The organism is Actinomycetota bacterium (assembly GCA_016700055.1).
GTDB lineage: Bacteria > Actinomycetota > Acidimicrobiia > Acidimicrobiales > Ilumatobacteraceae > Kalu-18.
On the sequence record CP064997.1, the window covers coordinates 477,712 to 501,669 of the forward strand.

At 70.8% G+C, this 23,958-nt stretch carries 28 protein-coding genes and 1 tRNA gene; 4 read left to right on the plus strand and 25 right to left on the minus strand.

Annotated features, from left to right (window positions below; genetic code table 11):
- Positions 1-18: 18 nt before the first annotated feature.
- The 10 genes from IPM43_02330 to nth all read right to left on the minus strand — a co-directional run bounded on the left by IPM43_02330 (position 19) and on the right by nth (position 7,631).
- Positions 19-312 carry a co-chaperone GroES gene (locus IPM43_02330; protein QQS26295.1) on the minus strand — a complete coding sequence of 98 codons (294 nt, stop codon included), beginning with the start codon at positions 310-312 and terminating at the stop codon, positions 19-21.
- 82 nt (positions 313-394) lie between these two features.
- On the minus strand, positions 395-757 hold the full coding sequence (locus IPM43_02335; GenBank protein QQS25251.1) for a VOC family protein: 363 nt from the start codon (positions 755-757) through the stop codon (positions 395-397).
- A 19-nt stretch (positions 758-776) separates the two neighbouring features.
- Complete coding sequence (locus IPM43_02340; protein ID QQS26296.1) at positions 777-1,739, minus strand: aldo/keto reductase; 963 nt, start codon at positions 1,737-1,739, stop codon at positions 777-779.
- Positions 1,740-1,819: 80 nt separating this feature from the next.
- The gene (gene mmuM, locus IPM43_02345) at positions 1,820-2,701 is read right to left on the minus strand and encodes a homocysteine S-methyltransferase (GenBank protein QQS25252.1); all 882 of its coding nucleotides are present in this window, start codon (positions 2,699-2,701) and stop codon (positions 1,820-1,822) included.
- A 3-nt stretch (positions 2,702-2,704) separates the two neighbouring features.
- Positions 2,705-3,481, minus strand: coding sequence for an imidazole glycerol phosphate synthase subunit HisF (hisF, locus tag IPM43_02350; protein ID QQS25253.1), 777 nt, complete (start codon positions 3,479-3,481; stop codon positions 2,705-2,707).
- Positions 3,478-4,188 carry a 1-(5-phosphoribosyl)-5-((5-phosphoribosylamino)methylideneamino)imidazole-4-carboxamide isomerase gene (locus IPM43_02355; GenBank protein QQS26297.1) on the minus strand — a complete coding sequence of 237 codons (711 nt, stop codon included), beginning with the start codon at positions 4,186-4,188 and terminating at the stop codon, positions 3,478-3,480. The genes hisF and IPM43_02355 overlap by 4 nt, the downstream gene beginning before the upstream one ends.
- Positions 4,189-4,190: 2 nt before the next feature.
- The gene (gene hisH / locus IPM43_02360; protein QQS26298.1) at positions 4,191-4,811 is read right to left on the minus strand and encodes an imidazole glycerol phosphate synthase subunit HisH; all 621 of its coding nucleotides are present in this window, start codon (positions 4,809-4,811) and stop codon (positions 4,191-4,193) included.
- A gap of 11 nt (positions 4,812-4,822) precedes the next feature.
- Entirely contained in the window at positions 4,823-5,431 is a 609-nt protein-coding gene (gene hisB, locus IPM43_02365) for an imidazoleglycerol-phosphate dehydratase HisB (protein ID QQS25254.1), read from the minus strand.
- Positions 5,428-6,900 carry a histidinol-phosphate transaminase gene (hisC, locus tag IPM43_02370; protein ID QQS25255.1) on the minus strand — a complete coding sequence of 491 codons (1,473 nt, stop codon included), beginning with the start codon at positions 6,898-6,900 and terminating at the stop codon, positions 5,428-5,430. The genes hisB and hisC overlap by 4 nt, the downstream gene beginning before the upstream one ends.
- Before the next feature lie 56 nt (positions 6,901-6,956).
- Positions 6,957-7,631, minus strand: a complete 675-nt coding sequence (gene nth, locus IPM43_02375) for an endonuclease III (GenBank protein QQS25256.1) — start codon at positions 7,629-7,631, stop codon at positions 6,957-6,959.
- Between the two features lie 105 nt (positions 7,632-7,736).
- On the opposite strand from nth, the gene mshD reads away from it, so the two are divergent.
- Genes mshD through rlmN form a run of 3 tightly spaced genes read left to right on the plus strand, consistent with a single transcriptional unit; the run spans position 7,737 to position 11,558 of the window.
- Positions 7,737-8,633, plus strand: a complete 897-nt coding sequence (mshD, locus tag IPM43_02380; GenBank protein ID QQS26299.1) for a mycothiol synthase — start codon at positions 7,737-7,739, stop codon at positions 8,631-8,633.
- Positions 8,630-10,480: a M3 family oligoendopeptidase gene (locus tag IPM43_02385; GenBank protein ID QQS25257.1), complete on the plus strand. Its 1,851-nt coding sequence runs from the start codon at positions 8,630-8,632 to the stop codon at positions 10,478-10,480. The genes mshD and IPM43_02385 overlap by 4 nt, the downstream gene beginning before the upstream one ends.
- A gap of 22 nt (positions 10,481-10,502) precedes the next feature.
- Positions 10,503-11,558, plus strand: coding sequence for a 23S rRNA (adenine(2503)-C(2))-methyltransferase RlmN (rlmN, locus tag IPM43_02390; GenBank protein ID QQS25258.1), 1,056 nt, complete (start codon positions 10,503-10,505; stop codon positions 11,556-11,558).
- Here rlmN and IPM43_02395 read toward each other — a convergent pair.
- The 5 genes from IPM43_02395 to IPM43_02415 are packed head-to-tail and all read right to left on the minus strand — an operon-like array spanning position 11,498 to position 15,548.
- A complete protein-coding gene (locus IPM43_02395; GenBank protein QQS26300.1) occupies positions 11,498-12,481 on the minus strand; it encodes an SPFH/Band 7/PHB domain protein in 984 nt (327 codons plus the stop codon). The genes rlmN and IPM43_02395 overlap by 61 nt on opposite strands.
- Complete coding sequence (locus IPM43_02400; protein ID QQS25259.1) at positions 12,481-12,948, minus strand: NfeD family protein; 468 nt, start codon at positions 12,946-12,948, stop codon at positions 12,481-12,483. The genes IPM43_02395 and IPM43_02400 overlap by 1 nt, the downstream gene beginning before the upstream one ends.
- 10 nt (positions 12,949-12,958) lie before the next feature.
- Positions 12,959-13,315 (minus strand): hypothetical protein, encoded by a 357-nt coding sequence (locus IPM43_02405; GenBank protein ID QQS25260.1) that lies wholly within the window; start codon positions 13,313-13,315, stop codon positions 12,959-12,961.
- 3 nt (positions 13,316-13,318) lie between these two features.
- Complete coding sequence (locus tag IPM43_02410) at positions 13,319-14,269, minus strand: phosphotransferase family protein (GenBank protein ID QQS25261.1); 951 nt, start codon at positions 14,267-14,269, stop codon at positions 13,319-13,321.
- A 40-nt stretch (positions 14,270-14,309) separates the two neighbouring features.
- Positions 14,310-15,548, minus strand: a complete 1,239-nt coding sequence (locus tag IPM43_02415) for a peptidoglycan DD-metalloendopeptidase family protein (GenBank protein QQS25262.1) — start codon at positions 15,546-15,548, stop codon at positions 14,310-14,312.
- Positions 15,549-15,646: 98 nt separating this feature from the next.
- Here IPM43_02415 and IPM43_02420 point away from each other — a divergent pair, with 98 nt between their 5' ends.
- Positions 15,647-16,444, plus strand: a complete 798-nt coding sequence (locus IPM43_02420; protein QQS26301.1) for an ATP-binding cassette domain-containing protein — start codon at positions 15,647-15,649, stop codon at positions 16,442-16,444.
- Here IPM43_02420 and IPM43_02425 read toward each other — a convergent pair.
- The 10 genes from IPM43_02425 to potA all read right to left on the minus strand — a co-directional run bounded on the left by IPM43_02425 (position 16,428) and on the right by potA (position 23,941).
- Positions 16,428-16,889, minus strand: coding sequence for an SRPBCC family protein (locus IPM43_02425; GenBank protein QQS25263.1), 462 nt, complete (start codon positions 16,887-16,889; stop codon positions 16,428-16,430). The two genes, IPM43_02420 and IPM43_02425, sit on opposite strands and share 17 nt — an antisense overlap.
- 5 nt (positions 16,890-16,894) lie before the next feature.
- On the minus strand, positions 16,895-17,329 hold the full coding sequence (locus tag IPM43_02430; GenBank protein ID QQS25264.1) for a hypothetical protein: 435 nt from the start codon (positions 17,327-17,329) through the stop codon (positions 16,895-16,897).
- Positions 17,330-17,430: 101 nt separating this feature from the next.
- Complete coding sequence (locus tag IPM43_02435) at positions 17,431-17,655, minus strand: hypothetical protein (protein ID QQS25265.1); 225 nt, start codon at positions 17,653-17,655, stop codon at positions 17,431-17,433.
- 89 nt (positions 17,656-17,744) lie between these two features.
- Positions 17,745-17,821: transfer RNA gene (locus tag IPM43_02440), tRNA-Val, on the minus strand.
- A gap of 19 nt (positions 17,822-17,840) precedes the next feature.
- Positions 17,841-18,119: a DUF4190 domain-containing protein gene (locus IPM43_02445; protein ID QQS25266.1), complete on the minus strand. Its 279-nt coding sequence runs from the start codon at positions 18,117-18,119 to the stop codon at positions 17,841-17,843.
- Positions 18,120-18,165: 46 nt separating this feature from the next.
- On the minus strand, positions 18,166-18,771 hold the full coding sequence (locus tag IPM43_02450) for a J domain-containing protein (GenBank protein QQS26302.1): 606 nt from the start codon (positions 18,769-18,771) through the stop codon (positions 18,166-18,168).
- Positions 18,772-18,799: 28 nt separating this feature from the next.
- Entirely contained in the window at positions 18,800-19,723 is a 924-nt protein-coding gene (locus tag IPM43_02455; protein ID QQS25267.1) for a hydroxyacid dehydrogenase, read from the minus strand.
- A gap of 19 nt (positions 19,724-19,742) precedes the next feature.
- Entirely contained in the window at positions 19,743-20,552 is an 810-nt protein-coding gene (locus tag IPM43_02460) for an ABC transporter permease (GenBank protein ID QQS25268.1), read from the minus strand.
- Positions 20,549-21,457, minus strand: a complete 909-nt coding sequence (locus IPM43_02465) for an ABC transporter permease (GenBank protein ID QQS25269.1) — start codon at positions 21,455-21,457, stop codon at positions 20,549-20,551. Before IPM43_02465 ends, IPM43_02460 begins: the two co-directional genes overlap by 4 nt.
- Positions 21,458-21,460: 3 nt before the next feature.
- Entirely contained in the window at positions 21,461-23,941 is a 2,481-nt protein-coding gene (gene potA / locus IPM43_02470; GenBank protein QQS25270.1) for a polyamine ABC transporter ATP-binding protein, read from the minus strand.
- Positions 23,942-23,958 lie beyond the last annotated feature (17 nt).

Consider the following 23,958-nt stretch of genomic DNA (forward strand, 5'->3'; position numbering starts at 1 on the left):
GGCCTGATCCTACGGGTGCTACAGGTACAGCCCGGTGTGCGATTCGATGCGCTTCGCGGCAACGGCGTGCAGATCACGTTCGCGCAACATGATGAAGTCCTCGCCCTGCACCTCGACCTCGTAGCGGTCGTCGGGGCTGAACAGCACACGGTCGCCGACCTCGGCGGAGCGCACGTTCTGCCCGAGGGCGACGACCTCGGCCCAGACCAGGCGCTTGGAGAGCTGCGCGGTGGCGGGGATGAGGATGCCGCCCGAAGAGCGGCGCTCGCCGTCTTCCCGGGGGATCCGCACCAAGAGCCGATCGTTCAACATCTTGATCGGCAGCTTGTCGTCTATCTCGGCCACGAAGCCGCCACGGTATCGGCATCACGGCGAGGATCGAAACCGCCGAAGTTCAGCCGGGATGGATCGCGATGCAGAACTCGTTGCCTTCCGGGTCGGCCATCACGCGCCAGCGGAATCCGGCGATCTCGTGGTCTTCCAGCTTCGCGCCGCCGAGGATCACGATCCGCGCTTCTGCCGCGTCGAGGTCGTCGACGCCGGTGTCGATGTGGAGGCGGTTGCGGCCCGGGGTCGGGTCGGCCACCTGCTGCAGAGCGACCTGGATCCCGCCCTCGTGCTGGGGCTCGAGCCAGCAGAAGCCGGGGAACTCCATTCCCACGCCGACGCCGAGGAGGGCGGTCCAGAACGCCTTTTCCTTCTCGAAGTCGACGACGTTGATGACGACGCTGCCGATGGTGGCTACTCGATCGGTCATGGTGGGCCAGGTTCCTTTCTCAAGCGACGGCTTCGCCGATGCGGGCCATCACATCTTCGGTCAGGAGCGGGATCACGTCGAGTGCGGCGAAGTTCTCGACCACCTGGCTCGCCCGGCTCGCGCCGGTGATGACGGTCGACACGTTCGGATTCTTCGTGCACCAGGCAAGCGAGAGCTGGGCGAGGGTGCACCCGAGTTCGTCGGCGATCGGGCGCAGTCGCTCGACCTTCGCGAGGGCCCGCTCGTCCGTCAGCCGATCGGCCAGCCAGCCGTAGCCGGGCAGCCCACCGCGCGAGCCCTCCGGCACGCCGTCGCGGTACTTGCCGGTGAGCAACCCCGAGGCGAGTGGGCTCCAGATGGTGGACCCGTAGCCGTGCTCTTGGAACACCCGGGCGTATTCGCGCTCCACACGGCGGCGCTCCAACAGGTTGTACTGCGGCTGCTCCATCACCGGCTTGTGCAGGTGATGACGCTCGGCCACGGCGATCGCGTCGACGATCTCGTCGGCGGTCCACTCGCTCGTGCCCCAGTAGAGCGCCTTGCCGGAGGAGACGATGTCGCTCATCGCCCACACCGTTTCCTCCATCGGGGTATTCGGATCCGCGCGGTGGCAGTAGACGAGGTCCAAGAAGTCGGTCTGCAGACGCTCCAGCGAACCGTCGATGGCATGCATCAGGTACTTGCGATTCAACGTGTTGCGCATGTTCGGCATGTCGCCGTCGATGCCCCAGAAGAACTTCGTCGACAGCACGAACGATTGGCGCGCCCAGCCGAGCTCGGCCAGCACGCGGCCCATGATCGCCTCGCTCTCGCCGCCGGCGTACGCCTCTGCGTTGTCGAAGAAGTTGCAGCCGGCGTCCCACGCGGCCTGCATCGACTCCATCGCCGCGTCGTCCTTCATCTGCGCGTCGAAGGTGACCCAGCTCCCGAACGAGAGCACGGACAGGCGCAGACCGGACCGCCCGAGGCGGCGGTACTCCATCTTCTCGGACCTCTGGCTCTTCGCCATCTGCGGCGCCTCCCTCAGCTCATTCCCGTGTCCGGGGTGCGGACGCCACGAACCTAGGCGCCCCGGCGGCGCTTCTCGTCCGCCAGCGCGGCGATGCTCGCCGGGCCGACGCCGCAACACCCGCCGACGAGGCGAGCTCGGGCCTCCAACCAGCGGTCCAGCCGGGCGTCGAGATCGTCGTCGAAGGTGGGCGGTCGCCCGGGCGTGCCGAAGTTCGCGTAGGCGATGAGGGGCAGGTCGGTGACGCCTCCCGCCGAATGGAGCAGCTCCTCGACGTGTTCGGGCGCGGTGCAGTTGACGCCGACAGCGACCACCTGCGGGCTGCCGACCGCCATCGTCACCGCCGCCGCGAGTTCGTCCCCACCGCCGGTGTGGGTGCCGTCCGGGCACACGAAGGACACCCATGCCCGCGCACCGGGGTGGGCCAGCAGCTCTTCGAGCACGATCTCGGCCTCGACCCGGGTGGGGATGGTCTCGACCGCGAACAGGTCGGGCTCGGTCGCGGCGAGCACGGCGAGGCGTTCACGGTGGAAGCGGCGCACCTCGCCCCACGTCGCCTCGTAGCGGCCGTGGTACTCGCTGCGATCGGCGAGGATCGCACCGTAGGGACCACAGGACGCGGCCACGAGTACGTCGGCGCCGGTGCGTGCCGCGCCCGCCCGGGCGAGGCGGGTGGTGCTGGTCAACGCCCGCAGGGCATCGGTTCGCGACGCGCCCGCGCGCTCGAAGCCCTGAACGCTCGCCTGGTAGCTGGCGGTGATCAGCACCTCGGCGCCGGCCGCGACGTAAGACGCGTGCGCCTCGACGATCGCGTTGGGCTGGACGAGCAGCAGCCGCGCCGTCCACAGCTCGCCGCCGACGTCGTGGCCGAGCAGCTCGAGCGCGGTGGACAACCCGCCGTCGAGGACGGTGAACGGGTCGCCGACGAGCTCCACGGCTCACTCCCCCGGGCGCACGCAGATGCCGGCAGCGGTCATCGCCGCTTTCGCCTCGGCGACGGTGTGCTCGCCGAAGTGGAAGATCGACGCCGCGAGCACGGCGTCGGCGCGGCCGTCGCGGATCCCCTCGACGAGGTGCGCGAGGGTGCCGACCCCACCGCTCGCGATGACGGGCACGCCCACCGCGTCGGCCACCGCGGCGGTCAGCTCCAGGTCGAAGCCCTCCTTGGTGCCGTCGCGGTCCATCGAGGTGAGCAGGATCTCGCCGGCCCCACAGCGCGCTGCTTCGACCGCCCACGCCACGGCGTCGATGCCGGTCGGGGTGCGCCCGCCATGCAGGTAGACCTCGAACCGGCTGCCGTCCACGGGCACTGGCCGGCGCTTGGCGTCGATCGCGCAGACCACGCACTGGGCGCCGAACTCGCCGGCGATCGCGGTGAGCACCGCCGGGCGCTGCACGGCGGCGGTGTTCACGCTCACCTTGTCGGCACCGGCGCGCAGCATCCGCCGGGCATCCTCCAGCTCGCGGATCCCGCCCCCGACGGTGAACGGGATGAACACCTGCTCGGCGGTGCGGGCGACGACGTCGACCATCGTGTCCCTCGCGTCGGAAGAGGCGGTGATGTCGAGGAACACCAGCTCGTCGGCGCCCTCCGTGTCGTAACGGGCGGCCAGCTCCACCGGATCGCCGGCGTCGCGCAGGTTGACGAAGTTGGTCCCCTTCACCACCCGTCCGTTAGTCACGTCGAGGCACGGGATCACACGAGCGACCCTCATCGCAGCACCGCCAGCGCCTCGGCGACGGTGAACCGCCCCTCGTAGAGCGCCTTGCCGGTGATGACACCGCCGAGGCCGGGGATCGCGGCGAGGGCACGCAGGTCGTCGAGACCGGCCACGCCCCCGCTCGCGATGATCGGCGTCGGGGTGCGCAAGGTGGCCGCGGCGAGCCCCTCGACGTCGGGACCCGACAGCATCCCGTCACGGCCGATGTCGGTGATCACGAAGGCGGCTGCATCGGGGTAGAGGCAGAGCGCTTCGTCGAGGCGGATCCCCGCACCCTGCGTCCAGCCGTGCACCGCCAGCTCACCGCCGCGGTGGTCGAGGCCGACCGCGACCGGCAACACGTCGGCGACGATGCTCACGAGGGCCGGGTCGCGCACGGCGGCGGAGCCCATCACCACGCGGTGCACCCCGGCCGCAGCGAGCTGTTCGGCGTCGCCCCTCCCCCGCACGCCACCACCGGTCTGCACCTTCGCCCGCCCGGAGACGGCGGCCACGACACGGGCCACGACCGGCCGGTTCACCGGGTCACCGGTCTTCGCCGCGTCGAGGTCGACGACGTGGATCCACTGCGCCCCCTCGTCGGCGAAGCCCGCCGCGACGGCAGCCGGATCGTGGCCGTAGACGGTCTCACACGCGTAGTCGCCCTGACGGAGGCGCACCACACGGCCGCCACGCACGTCGATCGCCGGGTAGAGCTGCACGGTCACACCCGCACCGGCCGGCGCACACTCTCGACGAAGTTGGCGAGCAGCGTGAGCCCCGTCTCCCCGGACTTCTCCGGGTGGAACTGGGTCGCGAACACGTTGCCCAGCCTGAACGCGGCGTTCAGGTCGCCGCCGTACTCGCACGTGGCGACGACGACGTCGCTGTCGGTGGGCACCCCGTGCAGCGAGTGCACGAAGTACAGCCACGGCCGGTCACCGATGCCTACGAACATCGGATCGTCGGCACGCAGGTCGAGGCGGTTCCACTGCATCTGCGGTCGCTTCACCCCGGCCGGGATCCATCGCACGGTGCCGGCTAGCACGCCGAGCCCGGCCACGCCGGGCTCCTCCTCGCTGCCGTCGAACAGCATCTGCATCCCGACGCAGATCCCGAGGAACGGCCGGCCCGATCTCACGGCGGCAAGTGCGGGCGCTTCCAGACCCACCGCGCGCAAGGCCTTCATGCACGCCCCGAACGCCCCGACGCCGGGCAGCACCACCGCGTCCGCGGACGCGATCAGGTCGGCATCGGCAGTGAGGCGCGCGTCGGCACCGATGCGCTGCAGGGCCTTCTGGGCCGAGCGCAGGTTGCCGATGCCGTAGTCGAGGACGGCGATCAGCGGCCCTTCGCTCACAGCACGCCCTTGGTGGAGGGCACACCCGTGCCCTCGACGCGCACGGCGTCACGCAGGCAGCGGGCGAGGCCCTTGAACGTCGCCTCGACGATGTGGTGCACGTTGCGCCCCCGGCGTGAGGTGACGTGCAGCGTGATGCCTGCCGCCATCGCGAACGACGTGACGGCGTGCTCGGCGAGCTGGGGGTCGAACGCCGGGTCGCCGAGCGGCAGGCATTCGGGCAGGTCCACCTCCCACACCACGAACGGGCGGCCGGACAGGTCGAGCGCGACCTCGACCAACGCCTCGTCGAGCGGGTAGAGGCCGCTCGCGAACCTGCGCACCCCCGCCTTGTCGCCGAGCGCCTCGGCGAAGGCTTCACCGAGCGCGATAGCCACGTCCTCGACGGTGTGGTGCGTGTCGATGTGCAGGTCGCCGCTCGCGGCCACCGTCAGATCGAACCCGCCGTGGCGCCCGAGCTGGTCGAGCATGTGGTCGTAGAACGGGATGCCGGTGCTGACGGCGGTGGTCCCGCGGCCGTCGAGGTCGACGGTGATCTCCACCGACGTCTCCCGGGTGGCGCGGCTGCGGCTGGCGCGCCGGGGCGGCGAGGTTGGTCGATTCATCGGGCGAGCACCTCCGTGAGGGCGTCGAGGAAGATGTCGTTCTCGTTCGGCGTGCCGACCGTGACGCGCAGGCAGCCGGCGAGGCGCGGCCAGCCCGAGCAGTCGCGCACGAGGACGCCACGCTCGAGCAGCTCCTGCCACACGGTGTGCCCGGCCACGGCCGTCGGCCGGAACAGCAAGAAGTTGGCGCCGCTCGGGGTGACGTCGACCGGGAGCTCGGCCAGGGTGGCGGCGATTCGCTCTCGCTCGGAGACGACGAGCCGCACGCGATCCTCCATGTCGTCGACGAAGCGCACGGCGACGATGCCGGCGATCTGCTTCACCGCGTCGAGGTGGTAAGGCAGCGCGACCTTGTCGAGCTCGGCGACGAGCCACGATGGGCCGACGAGGTAGCCGAGGCGGGCGGCGGCCATGCTCCACGTCTTCGAGAACGTGCGCACGACCGCGAGCGGGCGGGTTTCGTCGACGAGATCGAGCGCGCTCCACGGCGCGAACTGGCCGTATGCCTCGTCGACCACCACCAGTCCGGGGGCGATGCCGAGCAGCTCGTGCACGACGGCGGGCGGCTCGACCAGGCCGGTCGGATTGTTCGGCGAGCAGAGGAACGCGACGTGGGGTGCGGCCTCGGCCACCACGCGGCGCAGCTCGGAGACGTCGAGGCTGAAGTCGCGCGCCCGCTCCCCCTCGACCACGCGGGCGCCGGTGATGCGGGAGATGTGGGCGTGGAGCTGGTAGGTGGGCTCGAACGTGACCACCGTGCGGCCCGGGCCTGCATATGTGAGCAGCAGCGTCTGGAGCACCTCGTTGGAGCCGTTCGCGGCGAAGACCTGCTCGGGGCCGACACCGTGGAGGGCGCCGATCGCCGTGCGCAGCTCGCGGGCGGTGCGGTCGGGGTACCGGTGCCAGTTCACCTGCGACGCCGCGGCGGCGAAGGCGTCACGGAACGCCGCCGGCGGAGGTACGGGTGACTCGTTCGTGTTGAGCCGCACCGCGACGTCGACCTGGGGCGAGTGATAGCCCTCCAGCGCTCGCAGGTCGTCGCGCACCGGCACCGGGATCACAACGAGCGAGGCTAGCGACGGCCCGCCGACGCCCGGTAGGTGATTGCCACGCCCGCCGTATGGTGACGCCCATGCCAACCGCCCCCGGCTCCCCCGGATCGTCCGGCGCCTCCGCCTCCTCGGGTTCGTCGGCGACGACCGCCGCCGAGCTCTCCGCGATCGCCGAAGGCGTCGACCGCTACCGCGAGCGGGCGGCGGCACTCGGGGTGGGCCATCTCGGCACGCCCCGCGAAGATCTCGTCGCCGCGATCTACGAGGCCGAACGCGCGCTGCGCAGCGCGCAGCGACTGCTGACGAGGGCGGCCAAGGTGGCCGAGGCCGGGCGGTAGACCTGGCGGAAAATGCAGCGACGGCCTCCTTGCGGAGGCCGTCGCGCGTATTGCGACGCCAGGCGGCGGATCCCGACATCGCCCGCAATCCAGGTGGCGGGAACCTGAATTGGTAAGGCCACCCTACACCCGAGGTCAACCGTTGCCGTGGAGCACTCTTCCCGGTCCGAGGCCCCCTGCCGAGGGGCAGAAGTCGGCCATGACGCACAGGTCGCAGCGCGGTGAGCGGGCAAAGCACACCCGGCGTCCATGCAGGATCATCCGCAAGCTGAACGCACCGCGCTCGCGAGCGGGGAGATGTCCGTTCAGCTCCAACTCGACCTTCACCGGGTCAACCTCAGTGGTCAGCCCCAGCCTGCGTGACAGCCGTCCGACGTGGGTGTCGACGGGTAGGCCGGGCAGGTCGAAGGCCACCGAACGCACCACGTTCGCCGTCTTGCGGCCGACTCCGGGCAGGGTGATCAGGTCGGCGAGGGAGGACGGCACCTCACCCCCGAACCGCTCGACGAGGCCGTTGGCCATGCCGATCAGGTTCTTCGTCTTCGCCTGGTAGAAGCCCGTCGAGCGGATGATCTCTTCCACCTCCGACGGGTCCGCACCGGCCAGGTCGTCGGGTTCTGGATAGCGCGCGAAGAGCAACGGGCTGACCATGTTGACCCGCGCGTCGGTGGTTTGCGCGGAAAGGATCGTCGCCGTGAGCAGCTCGAACGGGTTGGCGTGGGACAGCTCGCAAACGGCGTCGGGGTACTCCTCGGCGAGGCGGCGCGCCACCTCGCGGGTGCGGCCCTTGGCCGTGCGCGGTCTGCCCATCGGGGCGCAGGCTACCGAGGGCTCACACACCGGCACCGGCGCCGGACGACCCTCGCGGCCAGGGATATCGTGCCCACGGTGCGCACACTCGAGATCCACCGGCAGATGTCGCCAGCCGATGTGTCCACCGTGCAGGACCTGATCGCCGCTGCCGAGCGCGCCGACGGCCATCGCCCTCTCTCGGATCACCTCTGGCTCGACCTCGCTCGGGGCGGGCGCCGCGGGTTCGCCGGGCTCGTCGCGTGGGAGCCCGGCCACACGCACCCGGTCGCCTACGCGCAGGTGTCGCGCGGACACGGCTCCTACGCGCTCGAGCTCGTCGTCCATCCCCACCACCGGTACGAGATGGACACGATCGGACCCGAGCTGGTCGGCGCCGCGCTCGACGAGGTGCGCCGCAGCGGCGGAGGCCCCGTGCACTGGTGGGTCTACGAGCCGACCGACGCGCACGACCGCCTCGCCGACCGGTTCGGGCTGCGCGCCGGGCGCACCCTCTACCAGATGCGCCGTGACCTGCCTCTCGACGAGAAGTACGAGCTCGCCACCCGCCCGTTCCGCCCCGGCGACGACGAGCAGGCGTGGCTCGAGGTGAACAACAGGGCGTTCCGAGCGCACGCCGAGCAGGGCGGATGGGACGAGGAGACGCTGCTCGCCCGCGAGCGGGAGCCGTGGTTCGACCCCGCCGGCTTCCTGCTCCACGAGCGCGACGGCCGCCTCGCCGGGTTCTGCTGGACCAAGCTGCACCTCGACACCACCCCGGCGATGGGCGAGATCTACGTGATCGCCGTCGGCCCCGACTTCCACGGCCTCGGTCTCGGGCGCGCGCTGACGCTCGCCGGCCTCGACAGCATCCACCGCCGCGGTGTCGGCGTCGGCATGCTGTACGTCGACGCCGACAACGCGCCGGCGCTGTCGCTCTACCGCCGGCTGGGCTTCACCGAACACCGCACCGACCGCGCCTACGTGGGCGTCGTCCACCCCGAGGAGGGCTCCGACCAGTGACCGACAACCACCCCACGGTCTCCACGCTGCCGCGCTGGTCCGTCGGCGACGTCCACGAATCGATGACCGCACGTTCGTTCGTCGACGCGATGGAGCGCCTCGGAGCCGACGTCGCCCGGGTCGAGGCGCTGTTCGAGCAGCACGGGGTGCGCGCCCAACCCGGCGACACTGCGGTCACCGACGAGCACGGCGCGGCCGCCGACGAGGTGATCACCGCGTTCAACGAAGTGCTGCACCAGCACATGCTGCTCGAGGTGTACGTGTACGCGACCGTCAGCACCGACTCGCGCCACGAGCAGGCCCAGAGCCTGATGTCCGAGCTCCAGGTGCTCGAGGCCCGGCTCACCCCGCTGCTCGCCCGGCTCGCCGAATGGGTCCGCTCGCTCGGGCCTGGCTCGCTGGCCGCGCGCAGCCAGGTCGCCCACGACCACGAGGGCCCGTTGCTGCGCCTTGCCGAGCGCGCCGAGCACCAGATGGCCGAGGCCGAAGAGGCGCTCTACGCGGAGCTGGCCACCACCGGGTCCACCGCGTGGTCACGCCTGCAGAGCGACGTCACCTCCCAGCTGACGGCCGAGGTGCAGATGCCCGGCGGCAGCGTCGAGCGCCTGCCGATGCCCGCCGTGCGCGGGCTCGCCACCCACCTCGACCCCGCGGTGCGCCGCGCCGCCTACGAGGCCGAGATGCTCGCCTGGCCGAACGTGGCCGTCTCGTGCGCAGCGGCGCTGAACGGCGTGAAGGGTGAGGCGGTCACCGTCGACCGCCGCCGCGGTTGGGCGAGCCCGCTCGACGCGGCGCTGTTCGCGAACAGCGTCAGCCGCCCCACCTTCGACGCGATGCGTACCGCCATCGAGGAGTCGCTGCCCGACTTCCGCCGCTGGATGCGCACGAAGGCCAGGCTGCACGGCCACGACGGCGGGTTGCCGTGGTGGGACCTCGTCGCGCCGCTGCCCCTCTCCGCAGCGGGGATCACCTGGGAAGACGGCATGGGCGTCGTGCGCGACGCCTTCGCCACCTTCAGCCCGGCGCTCGCCGGGCTCGTCGACCGGGCACTCGACGAGGGCTGGATCGACGCCGAGCCCCGTGACGGCAAGACCGGCGGCGCCTTCTGCATGCCCTTCGTCGACGACCGTTCGCTCGTGCTCTTGAACTGGGCGGGCAGCGCCGACTCGGCGCAGACGGCGGCGCACGAGCTGGGGCACGCCTACCACAACACCCAGCTCGCACACCGCACCGCCTTGCAGCGCCGCCTGCCGATGGCCCTCGCCGAGACGGCGAGCATCTTCTGCGAGACGTTGGTCGTCGAGGCCGGGCTGGCCCGCCTGAGCGGCCCCGAGCGCCTGGCCCAGCTAGACGTCGACCTCGTCGGCACCAACCAGGTGGTGGTCGACATCCACAGCCGCTTCACGTTCGAGACCGAGGTCTTCGCCCGCCGCCAGCGGCGGACCCTCGGCGTGAACGAGCTCGACGAGATGATGCTCGACGCGCAAGAAGGCGCCTATGGCGTTGGGCTCGACCTCGACACGCGTCATCGGCACATGTGGGTGCTGAAGCCGCACTACTACGCGAGCCACTTCTACAACTGGCCGTACACCTACGGTCTGCTGTTCGGGCTCGGCCTCTACGCCCGCTTCCGCGAAGACCCCGAGCGGTTCGGCGCCGGCTACGACGACCTGCTCTCGCGCGCCGGAATGGCCACTGCCGAGGAGCTCGGCGACGCGTTCGGGCTCGACGTCGCGGACGTCGGCTTCTGGACCGCGAGCCTCGACGTCGTGCGCACCCGCATCGCGGACTACGAGTCGCTCGCGAACGAAGTGCTCGCCGGAGGACCTCCCGGCGCTCGGGGCTGACGCCGTCGGTAGCGTCGAGGTCGTGCCCAGTCGCTTCGACCACACCCGCGCGGAGCTGACCGAGCTGCTGCGCGGTGAACCGCGCTACCGCGTCGACCAGGTGTGGCGCGGCCTCTACGAGCAGTTCGCCGGGCCGGAGGAGATGACGAACCTGCCGAAGGCGCTGCGCGACGCGCTCGTCACCGCCCTCCCGAGCGCGTTGTCTCTGGTGGTCGAACGCGTCTCGGACAAGGGCGACACGGTGAAGCTGCTCTGGCAACTCGACGGCGGTGGCCGCATCGAGACCGTGCTGATGCTGTATCCCGGACGGGCGACGGTGTGTGTGAGCAGCCAGGCCGGCTGCGCGATGGGGTGCGGCTTCTGCGCCACCGGGCAGGCCGGCTTCGCCAGGCACCTGACGACGGGCGAGATCGTCGAGCAGGTGGTGTACACCGCGCGACGGGCGCGTGAGCTCGGGCGGCGGTTGTCGAACGTGGTGTTCATGGGCATGGGAGAACCACTCGCCAACGAAGAGGCGGTGTGGGGCGCGATCGAACGCATCCAGGGCGACATCGGCATCTCCGCCCGGAACATCACCGTCAGCACCGTCGGTCTGGTACCCGGCATCCGCCGGCTCGCGGAGCGTCCGCTGCCGGTGAACCTCGCCGTCTCGCTGCACGCCGCGAACGACGCGCTGCGCGACGAGCTCGTGCCCATCAATCGCCGCTACCCGCTCGACGTGCTGATGCAGGCGTGCAGGGACTACCTACGGGCCAAGGGTCGCCGGCTCAGCTTCGAGTGGGCCCTGATCGACGGCGTCAACGACCGCCCCTCCGACGCCACGGAACTGGCCCGGCTGTGCCGCTCGCTACCGCTCGCGGCCCACGTCAACCTGATCCCGCTCAACCCGACGCCTGGCTACGCGACGAAGGGCAGCCCGTTGCGGACGGTGTACGAGTTCCGCGACCGGCTCGAATCGCTCGGCGTCAACGTCACCGTGCGCGCCAACCGCGGCACCGACATCGACGCGGCGTGCGGTCAGCTCGCCGGAGGAGGCAGCGGCAACGAACCGGCCGCGTCGGTCTCGGGTCCGGGGTGACGGAACAGCTCGGCGACACCGGCGAGGGCGCCGAGCAGTGAGGACGTGTCCGCAGGCAGGAAGATCTTCGTCGCGGTGCCGTTCGCGATCTGGGCCAGCGCCTCGAAGTACTTGATCGCCAGCAGGTCTGGGGTGGGATCGCCGTCGTGGATCGCGCGGTACACCTGGCGAGTGGCCTCGGCCTGACCGAGCGCGGTCGTCTCCTGCCGGAAGCGCTCGGCCTCGGCCAGCGCCCGCACGGCCTCGGCCTGGCCCTCGGCCTCCAAGATCTGCTGCTGGCGGAACGCCTCGGCCCGCAGGATCTGAGCCTGGCGCTCGCCCTCGGCGCGCGTGATCGCCGCCTGGCGGGTGCCCTCGGCCTCGGTGACCGTCGCCCGCCGGGTGCGCTCGGCCTTCATCTGCTCGTGCATCGACATCATCACGTCGGCCGGCGGGTCGATGCGCTGGATCTCGACCCGCTTCACCCTGACGCCCCAGGTGTCGGTGGCGTCGTCGAGGATCGCCCGCAGGTTGGCGTTGATCGAGTCACGGCTGGTGAGCGCCTGGTCGAGCTGCAGGTCACCGACCAGGTTGCGCAGGTTCGTCTGGGCCAGCTTGGTGACGGCGAGGATGAAGTTGGCGACGTTGTAGATGAGCCGTTGGGGATCCGTCGGCTCGTAGTAGACGACCGCGTCGACGCTGACCACCACGTTGTCGGAGGTGATCACCTCCTGCGGCGGGACGTCGACCACCTGCTCACGCATGTCGACGAGACGGATCTTGTCGACGAACGGGATGATCAGCCGCAGCCCGGGATCGGCCGTGGTGTGGTAGCGGCCCAGACGCTCGATGACGCCGCGCTGGTACGGGCGCACGATGCGCACGCTCGCCGCGACGTACACGATCAACAGCACGAAGATGATGACGAGGATGACGACGGGGATCACGACGGGTCTCCTTCTGGACGTTTGACGACGACGCCGGTGCCGCGCACGTCGACCACGCGCACGACGACGCCCTCGCCGATCTCGGAACCGTCGATGCTCTCTGCCCGCCAGTCCTCACGGCCGAGACGCACCAATCCCGAACCATGTGGTCCCGGCGTGATCTCGCGCACCACCACCGCGTCTTGGTTCAGCAGGCGGCGAGCGCCGATGCCGTCCTGCGAAGGCGACTTGCGGTCGAGACGGCGCCCGAACGGGATCAGCCCGGCAGCCGCGATGGCGGACACCGCGACGAAGATCAGCCACTGCAGACCGAGCCCCGCGCCGGCGAACGCCGCGATCGCGGCCGCGATCGCCCCGATGCCGAACGGCATCAGGAAGAACGTGCCGACCATGGCCATCTCGCCGATCAGGAACGTCGCCGCGGCCACCATCCAGACCCAGCGCCAGGTGTCCGGGTCTTCCACAGCGGTCACGCTACCGTTCGGCGGGGTCTACCAGGTACCGCGGGTTCGCGACCGTGAGCTTGTCGACCACGCTCGCCCGCACCAGCTCACGCACCATCGCGAGGCGGTCGTCGAGGCGCCCGGAGCGGATCGCCGCCGCCAGCTCGACGTCGTCGGCGACGCCGAGCGCGTCGAGGCGGTCCTGGTGCGCGTCGGACTGCTCGGGCCCGAGCGCCAGCTCGCGCTCAACCATCGCCAGCACGTTGACCGCGACCCTGGCGTGGAACTGGAGGCGGCCCTCCGTAGAGGTCATCACGTCGCGTTCGAGCCACTCGCGGACCGCTTCGACGAGCTCGGCGGCGGTCGGCGGATCGTGGGGAGCGGCCATTCGTCACCACCTCCCGTCGAGGGCGAGGAAGAGGTCGTACTCGTTCTCGCACACCCGGCGCCCGATCGCGGCCAGCTCGTGGCTGCGGCTCATCCCGCTCAGATGAGCTGTGGCCTGGAGGATGCACATGATCCCCCACTTCAGCGTGCCGAAGACCTCCCACCAGAGCAGCCTGGCGAGATCGACGGCGGCCCCGCTCGCCTGCTCGTAGGCCTCGGCGAGCTCGCCGTAGTCGCCGACGCCGGCAACGGGACGAGCCGAGCCGAAGCGCCAGGCCTTGACGCACATCCAGGCGAGGTCCTCCACCGGGTCGCCGCGATGAGCCAGCTCCCAGTCGATGACCGCGCGCAACCCGTCGGCGCCGACGATGACGTTGCCGAGCCGGAAGTCGCCATGCACGATCGCCTCGCGCTCCGGCGGCGACGGGCGGTTGTCCTCCAGCCAGCGGAAGGCGAGCTCGAACGTCGGATGCGGATGGCCGAGCGTGTCGAGCATCTCGCGGTACTGGTGGAGCTGGTCCGGCGTCTCGAGCCCGGGCACGCTCGACGGATCGAGGGCATGCAGCTTGGCGAGGGCCTGAGCGAGCTGCGCGGTCAGCAGCGGCCGCGCCTGCGCGTACTCGTCGTCGCGCAGGATCTTGCGGGCGATCGTCTCGCCCTCCACCGCTGACAGCACCATGAACGGGCAGCCGAGCTGCGCCGAACCCGACTCGACGACCTCTGCCGACGGGACGCCGGCACCGTGGGCGGCGCGCAGCACCCGGGCTTCGAGGCCCATGTCACGGATGTCGCCGAGGCGCTGGCGCTGCAGGATCAGCGGCCGCCCGTCGGCGGCGAAACGCCAGGTCTCGCGCGACGCCCCGCCGGAGAGGCGACGCAGGTCGGTGATCTGCTGCGCACCGAGCAGCTCGCCGAGCGCGGTGGCGAGCGCGCTGGCCGCGTCGTCGTTGCCCATCGGCGCCGAGCCTCGCGCAGGCCGGCACCTTTGCCGAAGCTCAGCAGGCGGCGCGCACCGTCGGGTACGGGTTGACCGCAGCACCCCCGCCGGGATGCACCTCGAAGTGCAGGTGCGGGGTGCCTGAGGCGTTGCCCGTATCGCCGACGTAGCCGATCACCTCTCCGCGCGCGGCGGTGCGGCTCGACCCCTCCCACGCCGACAGGTGGGCGTAGTAGTACTTGTTGCCGTTGTCGCCCGACAGCCACACGGCGTTGCCGCCGAGGCGGTTCGTCTTGAACTGGACGTAGCCGGCCACCACCGCGACGAGGGGTGTGCCCGTCGAGGCCATCATGTCGACACCCTGGTGACGGCGCCCACCAGAGCGCGGCGCGCCCCACGTGTCGCCGAAACCGGCCGAGCCCGCGACCGGGCACGTGATCCCGGTGTCGACGAAGTTGCCCCCGCCGCCACCGATGCTGCCCGAGCCGCCGCCACCTGTCGTGCCGCCGGGGCCGACCGGGGCGGGCCCGGCGTTGCCCGATGCGCCGGTGCCGGTGCCACCTGGCACCGCGACCGGTCCGGAATCGTTGTCGCCGTCGCTCGCGGCAGCGGCGGCCACCTCGGCCGCCTGCTGCTGCGCCCGCCGGGCCTCTTCTTCGATCTGGCGCTGCTCCTCCAGGCGCTGCCTCTCGAGTGCCTCGCGCACCGCCTCGTCCCTCAGGCGCTGCTCCTCGATCTCCTTCAGCAGCTCGATCTCGGCGTCGGCGTCGACCTTGGCCTGCTCAAACGCCTCGCGAGCGGCTTGCGTCTCACGCTCGTCGCGCTCGAGCTCGGCCTGCTTTTCGGCGAGCTGGTCGGCGACGGCGTCGAACTCGTCGAGCGCGGCACGAGAGGTGTCGGTGACGATCGCGATCAACACGTCGGCCTGGGCCTGAGAGTTGGGGCCGTCGAACCCGCTGAGCAACGGCACCGCCCCGCCCGCACCGACCACGAACCGGTTGATCGCCACCTGCTCCACGCTGCGGCGCAGCTCGGCGATCTCGGACTCGAGCGCGGCAACCTCCGCGGCGGTCTGCTCCTGCTGCAAGGAGAGCTGGTCGAGCTCGGACTCGGCCTGGAACATCGCATCCGCGGCCTCGTTCGCCCGGTCACGAGCGGCCAGGATCTCACGCGCCGCGCGCTCGGCGGCACTGTCCGTGTCTTGGGCTCCGGCGGCGCCGGGCAGCGCACACACGGCCATCAACACGGCGATGCCCGCCGCAAGGGCGCGGCGACGAGAGCTCGGAGTCCGGGGCATGTCGGGCCTCACGCTACCCGTCGTTGCGGTTCGGTTACAGGCACCCTCGGCGCTACCGTCGCCACGCCGTGTCTGCCAAGGCTTCCCCCACGACCGCGCTGAGCCCGCCACTGCGCCTCTCCGGCGTGGCCGTGCAGCGCGGGCGGCGGCTGATCCTCGACGGCGTCGACTGGGAGGTGCAGGCCGACCAACGCTGGCTGGTGCTCGGGGCCAACGGCTCGGGCAAGACGACCCTCGTCCGAGTCGCCGGCCTGTACGAGCACCCCACCCGCGGCACGGTCGAGGTGCTCGGCGAGACCCTCGGGCGCACGGACGTGAGGGTGCTGCGGCGCCGGATCGGCTTCGCCTCCGCCTCCCTCGCCGCGGATCTGCGCCCCCAGCTCAGCGCGCTCGAGGTGGTGATGACCGCCAAGTTCGCCGCCCTCGAACCGTGGTGGCACTCCTACGACGACGCCGACCGCGCCCGCGCCGGCGCCTGTCTCGCGCAGATGGGTGTCGCCGCCCTCGCCACGCGCAGCTTCGGATCGCTCTCCTCGGGCGAGCAGCAGCGCACCTTGCTCGCGAGGACGTTGATGACCGATCCCGGCCTGGTGCTGCTCGACGAGCCGAGCGCCCGGCTCGACCTCGCCGGGCGCGAGCATCTGGTGCAAGCCCTCGCCGAGCTGGCCGGCGCGGCGGGCTCCCCCGCTCTCGTTCTGGTCACCCACCACGTCGACGAGATCCCGCCCGGCATCACCCACGTGCTGCTGCTGCGAGACGGTCGGATGCTGGCCGCGGGGCCGCTGCGCGACACCCTCACCGCCGAGGCGCTGAGCGAGTGCTTCGAGCTCGAGCTGACGCTCGAGCACCGCGCGGATGGGCGCTACAGCGCGTTCGCCGTCAGCCGTCGGAGCTGAGCAGCACCAGCAGGCGGTCGCGCCCGCGTTCGATCTCGTCGTGCAGCAGCCGCTCGAGCAGCGGGCTCCACAGCCGCCCGCCGTAGTGGAGCGACATCTCCAACTTGGACCTCGCCGGTTCCTCGGCTGCTGTCGCGGGACGGATCTGCACGTCGAGCACCCACGGGCTGTGGCGCCGGCCGTCGACCTCGCGGCGTTCGAAGCGCACGTGGTTGGGCTCGTCGCAGGCGGTACGCAGCATGCGCAGCCGCTTGGAGCGGGCGAATGGTCCGAGGCGCCCGCGCAGCTCGACCGCCCACGCCGGATCTGCACCGGTCGACGACGTCGGCTCGGCGTCGGCGCGGTGGACGAGGCGCATCCAGGACGGATAGCGGGAGAGGTCGTCGACCCACGCGAACACCTCCGCGGGATCGCACGGCGCGAGAAGGTCGGCGCGGGCGTCCATCGCGTTCACTTCCGCGGGCGGCCGCCGGTGCGGAACGCCCGCGCGAGCAGCGGCGTATCCGCGTGCAGCAGACCGTCGAGGTCGTCTTCCTGGTCGAACTGCGGGCTCCAGCTCACGGCGGCGACCCCTTCGGGGTCCTCCCCGGCGCCGTCAGCCGCCGGCGGCGCGCCTTCCCCGCCGGGGGCGTCGCGATCGAAGAGCTCGGGCGTCTCGACCACGTGTCGCCGCGGCCGGCGCATGGGCCCCGACGGGTCACGCTCCGCGGTTTGCGCCACCGGCGGTCGGAACAGGCGCGGCACCGGCTCGCGGCGATCGTCCAACGTCCAGCCGACCGGTACCACCATCGAGTTCGCGTGGCGGAGGCAGAGCAGGCCCGGGCGAGGCCCACCGGCCGCCGCATCGAAGCTGTCCAGCCAGACGACCAGGTCCTCGGGGGTCATGCCGTAGGCGACCGACGCGGGTTCTGCGCACCCGGGTCGTTCGCACGTTCGACGCACGTCGGCAACCTACCCGAGGTGCCTCGCCGGGTCGGGTACCTCGTTCAGCGTGGTGTAGGGGGCTCGATCTCGCCCTCGCCGCGCACGTTCGCGCCGATCCGCGCGGCCTCCTCGAAATGCTCGGCGGTCTCCTCTACGTCGACCGACTGCGCGGCACGCTCTGCGGCGCGCTCTTCCTCCGGGGTCGGCGCTCTGTCGGCGACGGGTTCGTGGAACCGCTCTCCCGCGGCCTCGTCGGGACTTGTGCGGGTCTGGTCGTTCTCGCTCATGTCGCCCGACTACCCCGATCGCCCCGTCCGCCAAACCGAGCTCGAGGCCCGGCCGGCCGCCGGCGACCAGGGAGATCGTCGATGCGGTGTGGTGGGCGATGCGGGGCTCGAACCCACGACCTCTACGGTGTGAACGTAGCGCTCTAGCCGACTGAGCTAATCGCCCTTGCGGGAGACGCAGGATATCAGCCGAGAGCGTCGAGCGCCGTGGCCACCGCGGCCACTACGAAGATCCCGACGCCGAGCGCACCGAGGGCCATCCCCGCCTGCGCCATGCGCAGACCCGGTTGACCAGGGGTCTCCTTGGCGTTGCGCACGGCGATCGTGCCGAGCACCAGAGCCGTGGCCGCCGGGATCAGGAAGAAGAACAGCACGATCCCGGTGATGCCGAGCACGAGCGACGCGAGCGGCATCTTGTCGCGCCCTGCCGGGCGCGGCTGCGAGGGGCCGGCGGTGCGCGTCATGGCCTGGACGGTAGCCAACGCGGGCGAGCGGGTCGCGGTGAGTCGTTCACGACCGCTGCACGCATGCCTGCCCCATCCCCTGGCGGTCACGGAACGACTCGGTGCCGACCGGGCACAGCGCGTCGAACGGGAGCAACTGCTCGACGACTGCATCGTGGTCACCGTCGCAGCTCACTTCCGCCGCCTCGTTGCGCGCCTCGTCGAGCGTCACACACGAGCCGGGCTGCAGCAGGTTGTCGACGGGCGCCGGGCCCGGCGGCTCGACCAGCGCGCCGACGACCAGCATGGCGAGCGCACCGAGCACGACGGTGACGACGACGAAGCGCCACGGGAAGCGCGGCGGGTCCGTGTAGCGCCGCAGCGGATCGAGCCGTGGCTCGAACGACGGTGACGACACGCCCTGCGCCGAGCCGCCGCCGGCGACGACCCCGTCACGCAGTCCCGCGTCGTAGCGCGCCCGCCGGGCAGGGTCGGAGAGCACGTGCCAGGCCTCGTTGATCGCCGACATCGCCGAAATCGCGGCCGGTGATCCGGCACCAGTTGCCCCCGCCGCGTCGGGGTGGTGCTCCCGGGCCAGTCGGCGGTATGCGGCACGGATCTCGTCGGGAGTCGCTCCGCGGGCGACGCCGAGGCGCTCGTAATGGTCGGCGATGGCGCCAACGCTAGGGCGGCGCGGTCCCCTAGTAGCCGAGGTCGCTGTAGACGGGGCCGATCAGCTCTTCGCCGGCGGCCCACCGCTTCACGTTCTCGCTGATGCGCGCCGAGAGCAGCGGCACCGCCATCGCCGGGGTGTTGCCGACATGGGGCGTGATCAAGCAGTTCGGCAGTGACCACAGCGGATGACCGTCGGGAAGCGGCTCGGGCTCGGTCACGTCGAGGCCGGCGCCGCCGATCACGTCGTGGCGCAATGCGTGGACGAGGTCGTCGGTGACGACGTGGCGGCCACGGGCGACGTTGACCAGCCACGCGTGGCTTTCCATCATCTCCAGTTCCTCACGTCCGATGAGCCCGTCGGTCTCGGGGGTGAGCGCGAGGGCGACGACGACGAGGTCGGCCCCCGGCAGCGCGTCGGTGTACCGGTCGGCCTCGAGCACCACGTCGGCGCCGTCGACGTCGATCAACCTGTTGCGCACGACGGTGACGTGGCAATCGAAGGGGGCGAGGAGGCGCAGCAGGGACTCGGCGATGCCACCACCGCCGAGCACGGTGACCCGCGCCCCCATGAGGTTCGCACCACGGGGACCGACCCATGTCGAGGCGCGCGCGTAGGTGCCGAGCCCACGCATCCCGGCCAGCGCGAGCGCGAGCGCGAGCTCGGCCACCGGCTCGGCGTAGACGCCCTTGCCACAGGTCCATTGACGGTCGTCGTCGACGAGGCCCACGTACTGCTCGATGCCGGCGAAGGGCAGCTGCACCCACCGCAGATGGGCGTGACGGTCGAGGACGCGGGCCAGGCCTTCGGGGTCACGCGGTGCTCCCCAGACGAGGGCTTCGGCGTCCGCCAAGGGCACGACCTCGCCCCCGCCGGCCACTATCGCCTCGCTCATCCAAGCCGCCGTGCCCTCCGGAGCGAGAGCGATCCGAGGTGCGTCGGGACTTGGCATCGGGGGCGAAGGTTACCGCCTACCCCGAGCGCGCCTCGCGACGATTGCCGGCGAGCGTTCCGATGACGAGGATCGCGATGGCCACCAGCATGACGAGGGTGGCGATCACGTGCACTTGGGGTGGGATCTCGACGCGCGACGAGTCGAAGATCTCGCGGGGGAACGTCGACACGTCCCCGGCGACGAACGAGGTGATGATGTAGTCGTCGATGGACAGCGCGAGCGACAGCAAGAACGCGGCGACCACACCGGGCACGATCATCGGCAGCGTGATCTTCACGAACGTCCGTAGCGGCGGCGACCCGAGGTCCGCGGCGGCGTCTTCGAGTGACCAGTCGAGGCCACGGGTGCGTGCCTTCACGGTGAGCGCGACGAACGACAGGCAGAACATCGTGTGCGCGATGACGATCGTCCAAAAGCCGCGGTCGACCCCCTGGTTGAAGAACAGGGTGAAGAGCGATGCGCCCATGACGATCTCGGGGGTCGTCAGCGGCAGCACCAGCAGCAGGTTGATCGCCGCCCCGCCGCGCATCCGGTAGCGGGAGATGGCAAGGGCGACGAGCGCGCCGAGCGCGGTGGCGAGCGTGCAGGCCACGAAGGCGACGCGCAGGCTCTCCTTGAACGCGTCGGTGTAGTCGCCGGCCGGGAAAGGGTTCTTCCAGTTGTCCAGCGTGAATCCGCTCCAACTCGTGTTGAACCGTCCCTCTGGCGCGTTGAAGGTGAAGACGGCGATGGTCACGAGGGGGACGAACAGGTAGATCATCCCGAGCGCCGTGGCCACGTACAGCAGCCAGGTGCCGAGCGGTCGGCGGCCGAGTCGACGGCTCATACCAGGTCCTCCGTCCCGAGGAACTTCGCGTACAACAGCACCAGCAAGGTGATGATCGCCATCAGCACGAAACTGATCGCCGCCGCTGTCGGGTAGTCGTTGCGGTTGAGGAACTGGATGCGCACGACGTTGCCGATCACCTGTTTCGACTGGGTGTTGCCGAGCAGCTCGGCATTGATGAAGTCGCCGGTGGCGGGGATGAACGTGAGCAACGTGCCGGCGAACACGCCGGGCAGGGAGAGCGGCAGGATCACCTTGCGGAACGTGCGTGAGAACGGCGCGTAGAGGTCTGACGCGGCGTCGACGAGGCGGATGTCGATCTTTTCCAGGCTGACGTAGATGGGCAGCAGCATGAACGGCAAGAAGTTGTACGTCAGCCCGCCGATCACGGCTGCCTGCGTGTTCAGCAGGCGTCCCTGGTCGAGGATGCCGAGCCGCTCGAGCAGCCCGTCGATGCTCACCGCCTTCACGAAGCGCAACACCGGACCGCTGTCGTTCAACAGCGACTGCCACGCGATCGTGCGCAGCAGGAAGCTGGTGAAGAAGGGCACCATCACCAGCCCGAGCAACAGGTTGCGCCAGCGACCGGCCTTGAACGCGATGAAGTACGCGATCGGGTACGCGATGAACAGGCAGAAGACGGTCGCGATCGCCGCGTACGCGAAGGCGCGCACGAGCTGGGAGCCGAAGTCGGTGAACGCCGCCGAGAAGTTGCTCCACTCCCACGTGAACTCGTAGTTCGGCAGGAAGCGGTCGGGCTTGGTGGACAGCGAGATCTTCAGCAGCGTGATCAGGGGGACCACGAAGAACACGAAGAGGAACGCCAGCCCGGGAAGCACGAGCAGGTAGGGGATCCGTCGGCCGGAGCGCAGGACCCGGGAGTCGGTGGTGTCTGCAGCGGCCATGGCTCAGCCCCCGATGATCTGCAGGAAGGCGTCCGACAGCGCCTGGTCGACCTCGTCGGGAAGGTCGGCGAACACCGCCAACCGCGCCGATTCCTCCTCGGTCGGGAACAGGATCGGGCTGTCCGCGAGCAGCGCCGCGTCTCCGCCCATCTTCACGAGCTCGTCGCGGACACCCTTCACAGGGGTGACGTACTGCACCCAGGCCGTGATCTGAGCGGCCTGGGCCGGGTCGTAGACGAAGTCCATCCACTTGGCGGCGGCGAAACCGTTCGGCGCACCCTTCGGGATGACCATCGCGTCGTACCAGCTCATCCCGCCCTCTTCCGGGATCCGGTACTGGATGTCGGGACGGTCGTACTGGAGCTGCACGATGTCGCCCGACCAGGCGACGCACGCGACGAAGTCGCCGCTCTCCAGGCTGCGCAGGTACTCGTTGCCGGTGAACGCCCGGAACTGGCCGTCGGCCGTGGCCTGGGCGATCCGCTCGATCGCCTCCATCGCCCCGTCCTCGTCGACCACACGAGGGTCGTGGCCGAGTCCGAGCATCACCAGGCCGACGCTGTCGCGCATCTCGGTGAGCATCGCCACCCGGCCTTTGAACTCCGGGTCGAACAGGTCCATGATGCTGCCGAGCTCACGCCCGGTGAGCTCGGGGTTGTAGGCGATGCCGGTGGTGCCGGCCTGCCAAGGCAGGCTGTTCACGGCGCCGAAGTCCCACTTCTGGTTCAAGAAGCGGTCCTCGAGGTTGGCCCGGTTCGGGATGCGGTCGAGGGGCAACGGCTCCAACCATCCGAGACGCTTCAACCGCGCCGCCATCCAGTTCGTCGGGCAGACGATGTCGTAGGCGGCCGGCTGCCCCGTGCCGAGCATCGGTTCCAGCTCGCGCGCGAAGACCTCGTTGTTGTCGTTGAAGTCCTCGCTGTAGGTGATGTCGACCCCGGTCGCCTCGCTGAAGCGGTCGACGGTGCCCACCGCGCCGTCCTCGCTCGGGTCGATGTAGGCCTGCCAGTTGAGCACCCGCAACTCGGTCTCGCCGGTTCCGAGCGTGCTGCTGCCACCCGCCGTGCCGTCGCCGCCTCCGTCACCTTCACCGCCTCCGCCACCACCGTCACCGGTCACGGCCAGCACCCCGGCCACGACCGCGGCCGCGCCGGCGGCGCCTCCGCCGATGAGCAAGGCCCGGCGCCCGAGCCGGCGTTCGGGGGGCGCAGCCGCCTCCGCCGCCGAGGTGAGGGTGTCGCCCACCGGGCGGCCGTCGAGGGTGGCCTGAACCTCGTCGACGTCGGTGGTGGTCGCGCCGACGATGTCGGAGCGACCGCTCAGCACGAACGGCGCGTCGGGTGACCAGCGCAGCCACACCCCGGAACCGTGGGCGAGCTCGGGCAGGTCGTCGTCGGCCTCGACCGACGCGACCACCTCGGTGCCGTCGTCGAGGTGCACGAGGAGCCGCACCGCCGATCCCTGGAAGATGACGTCTTGCACGATGCCCGCCAGGCTCCGGTCGTCGGCTTCCTCGGTGCCACTGACCGAGAACCGTTCCGGGCGCAGCATCACCGTCACCGGCGTGCCATCGGTTCGGTCGTCGACGCTCGGCACCGCGATCCGCGGTCCGCAGTCGAGAGCGACGACCGGGGTGGCCGACGCGGCGCCGGCGACCGTGCCGGGCAGCAGGTTGGCCGAACCGATGAAGCCCGCCACGAACACGCTCGAGGGCCGGCCGTAGATGTCCTCCGGGGTGCCGATCTGCTCCACCCGGCCGCGGCTCATCACCGCGATGCGGTCGCTCATCGTCAGTGCTTCGTGCTGGTCGTGGGTGACGAAGATGAACGTGATGCCCACCTCGCGCTGGATGCGCTTCAACTCCAGCTGCATCGCCTCACGCAGCTTCAGGTCGAGCGCGGCGAGCGGCTCGTCGAGCAGCAACGCGCTCGGCATGTTGACGAGCGCCCTCGCGAGCGCGACGCGCTGCTGCTGACCGCCGGAGAGCTGCGCGGGGCGGCGTCGCGCGAACTCGCCGAGGCGCACGATGTCGAGCATCTCGATCGATCGCCGGCGCACGTCGGCAGCGGGGACCTTCTTCGCCCGCAACCCGAACGCGACGTTGTCGTACACCGACATGTGCGGGAACAGCGCGTACTGCTGGAACACGGTGTTGACGTTGCGCTCGTGGGGCGCCACGTTCGACACGTCGACGCCCTCTAGCAGCACCCGGCCACTCGTCGGCTGCTCGAATCCGGCGATCATCTTGAGCAGCGTCGTCTTGCCGCAGCCCGACGGTCCGAGGAGCGAGAAGAACTCGCCGCGCTTGATGGCGAAGTCCGCACGCTCGACGGCGACGAACATGCCGAACTCCTTGCGCACCGCCTCGAGCACGATCACATCGCGCTCGGCGGCGGGCACGGCCTCGTCGTTCACTGCGACCCCTCCTCCGCGTCGGGCCTCGAGGACCCCCGGCGACCCCAGGCACCCCGCCGGCGCCGCCATATTGCCACTCCCGGGAC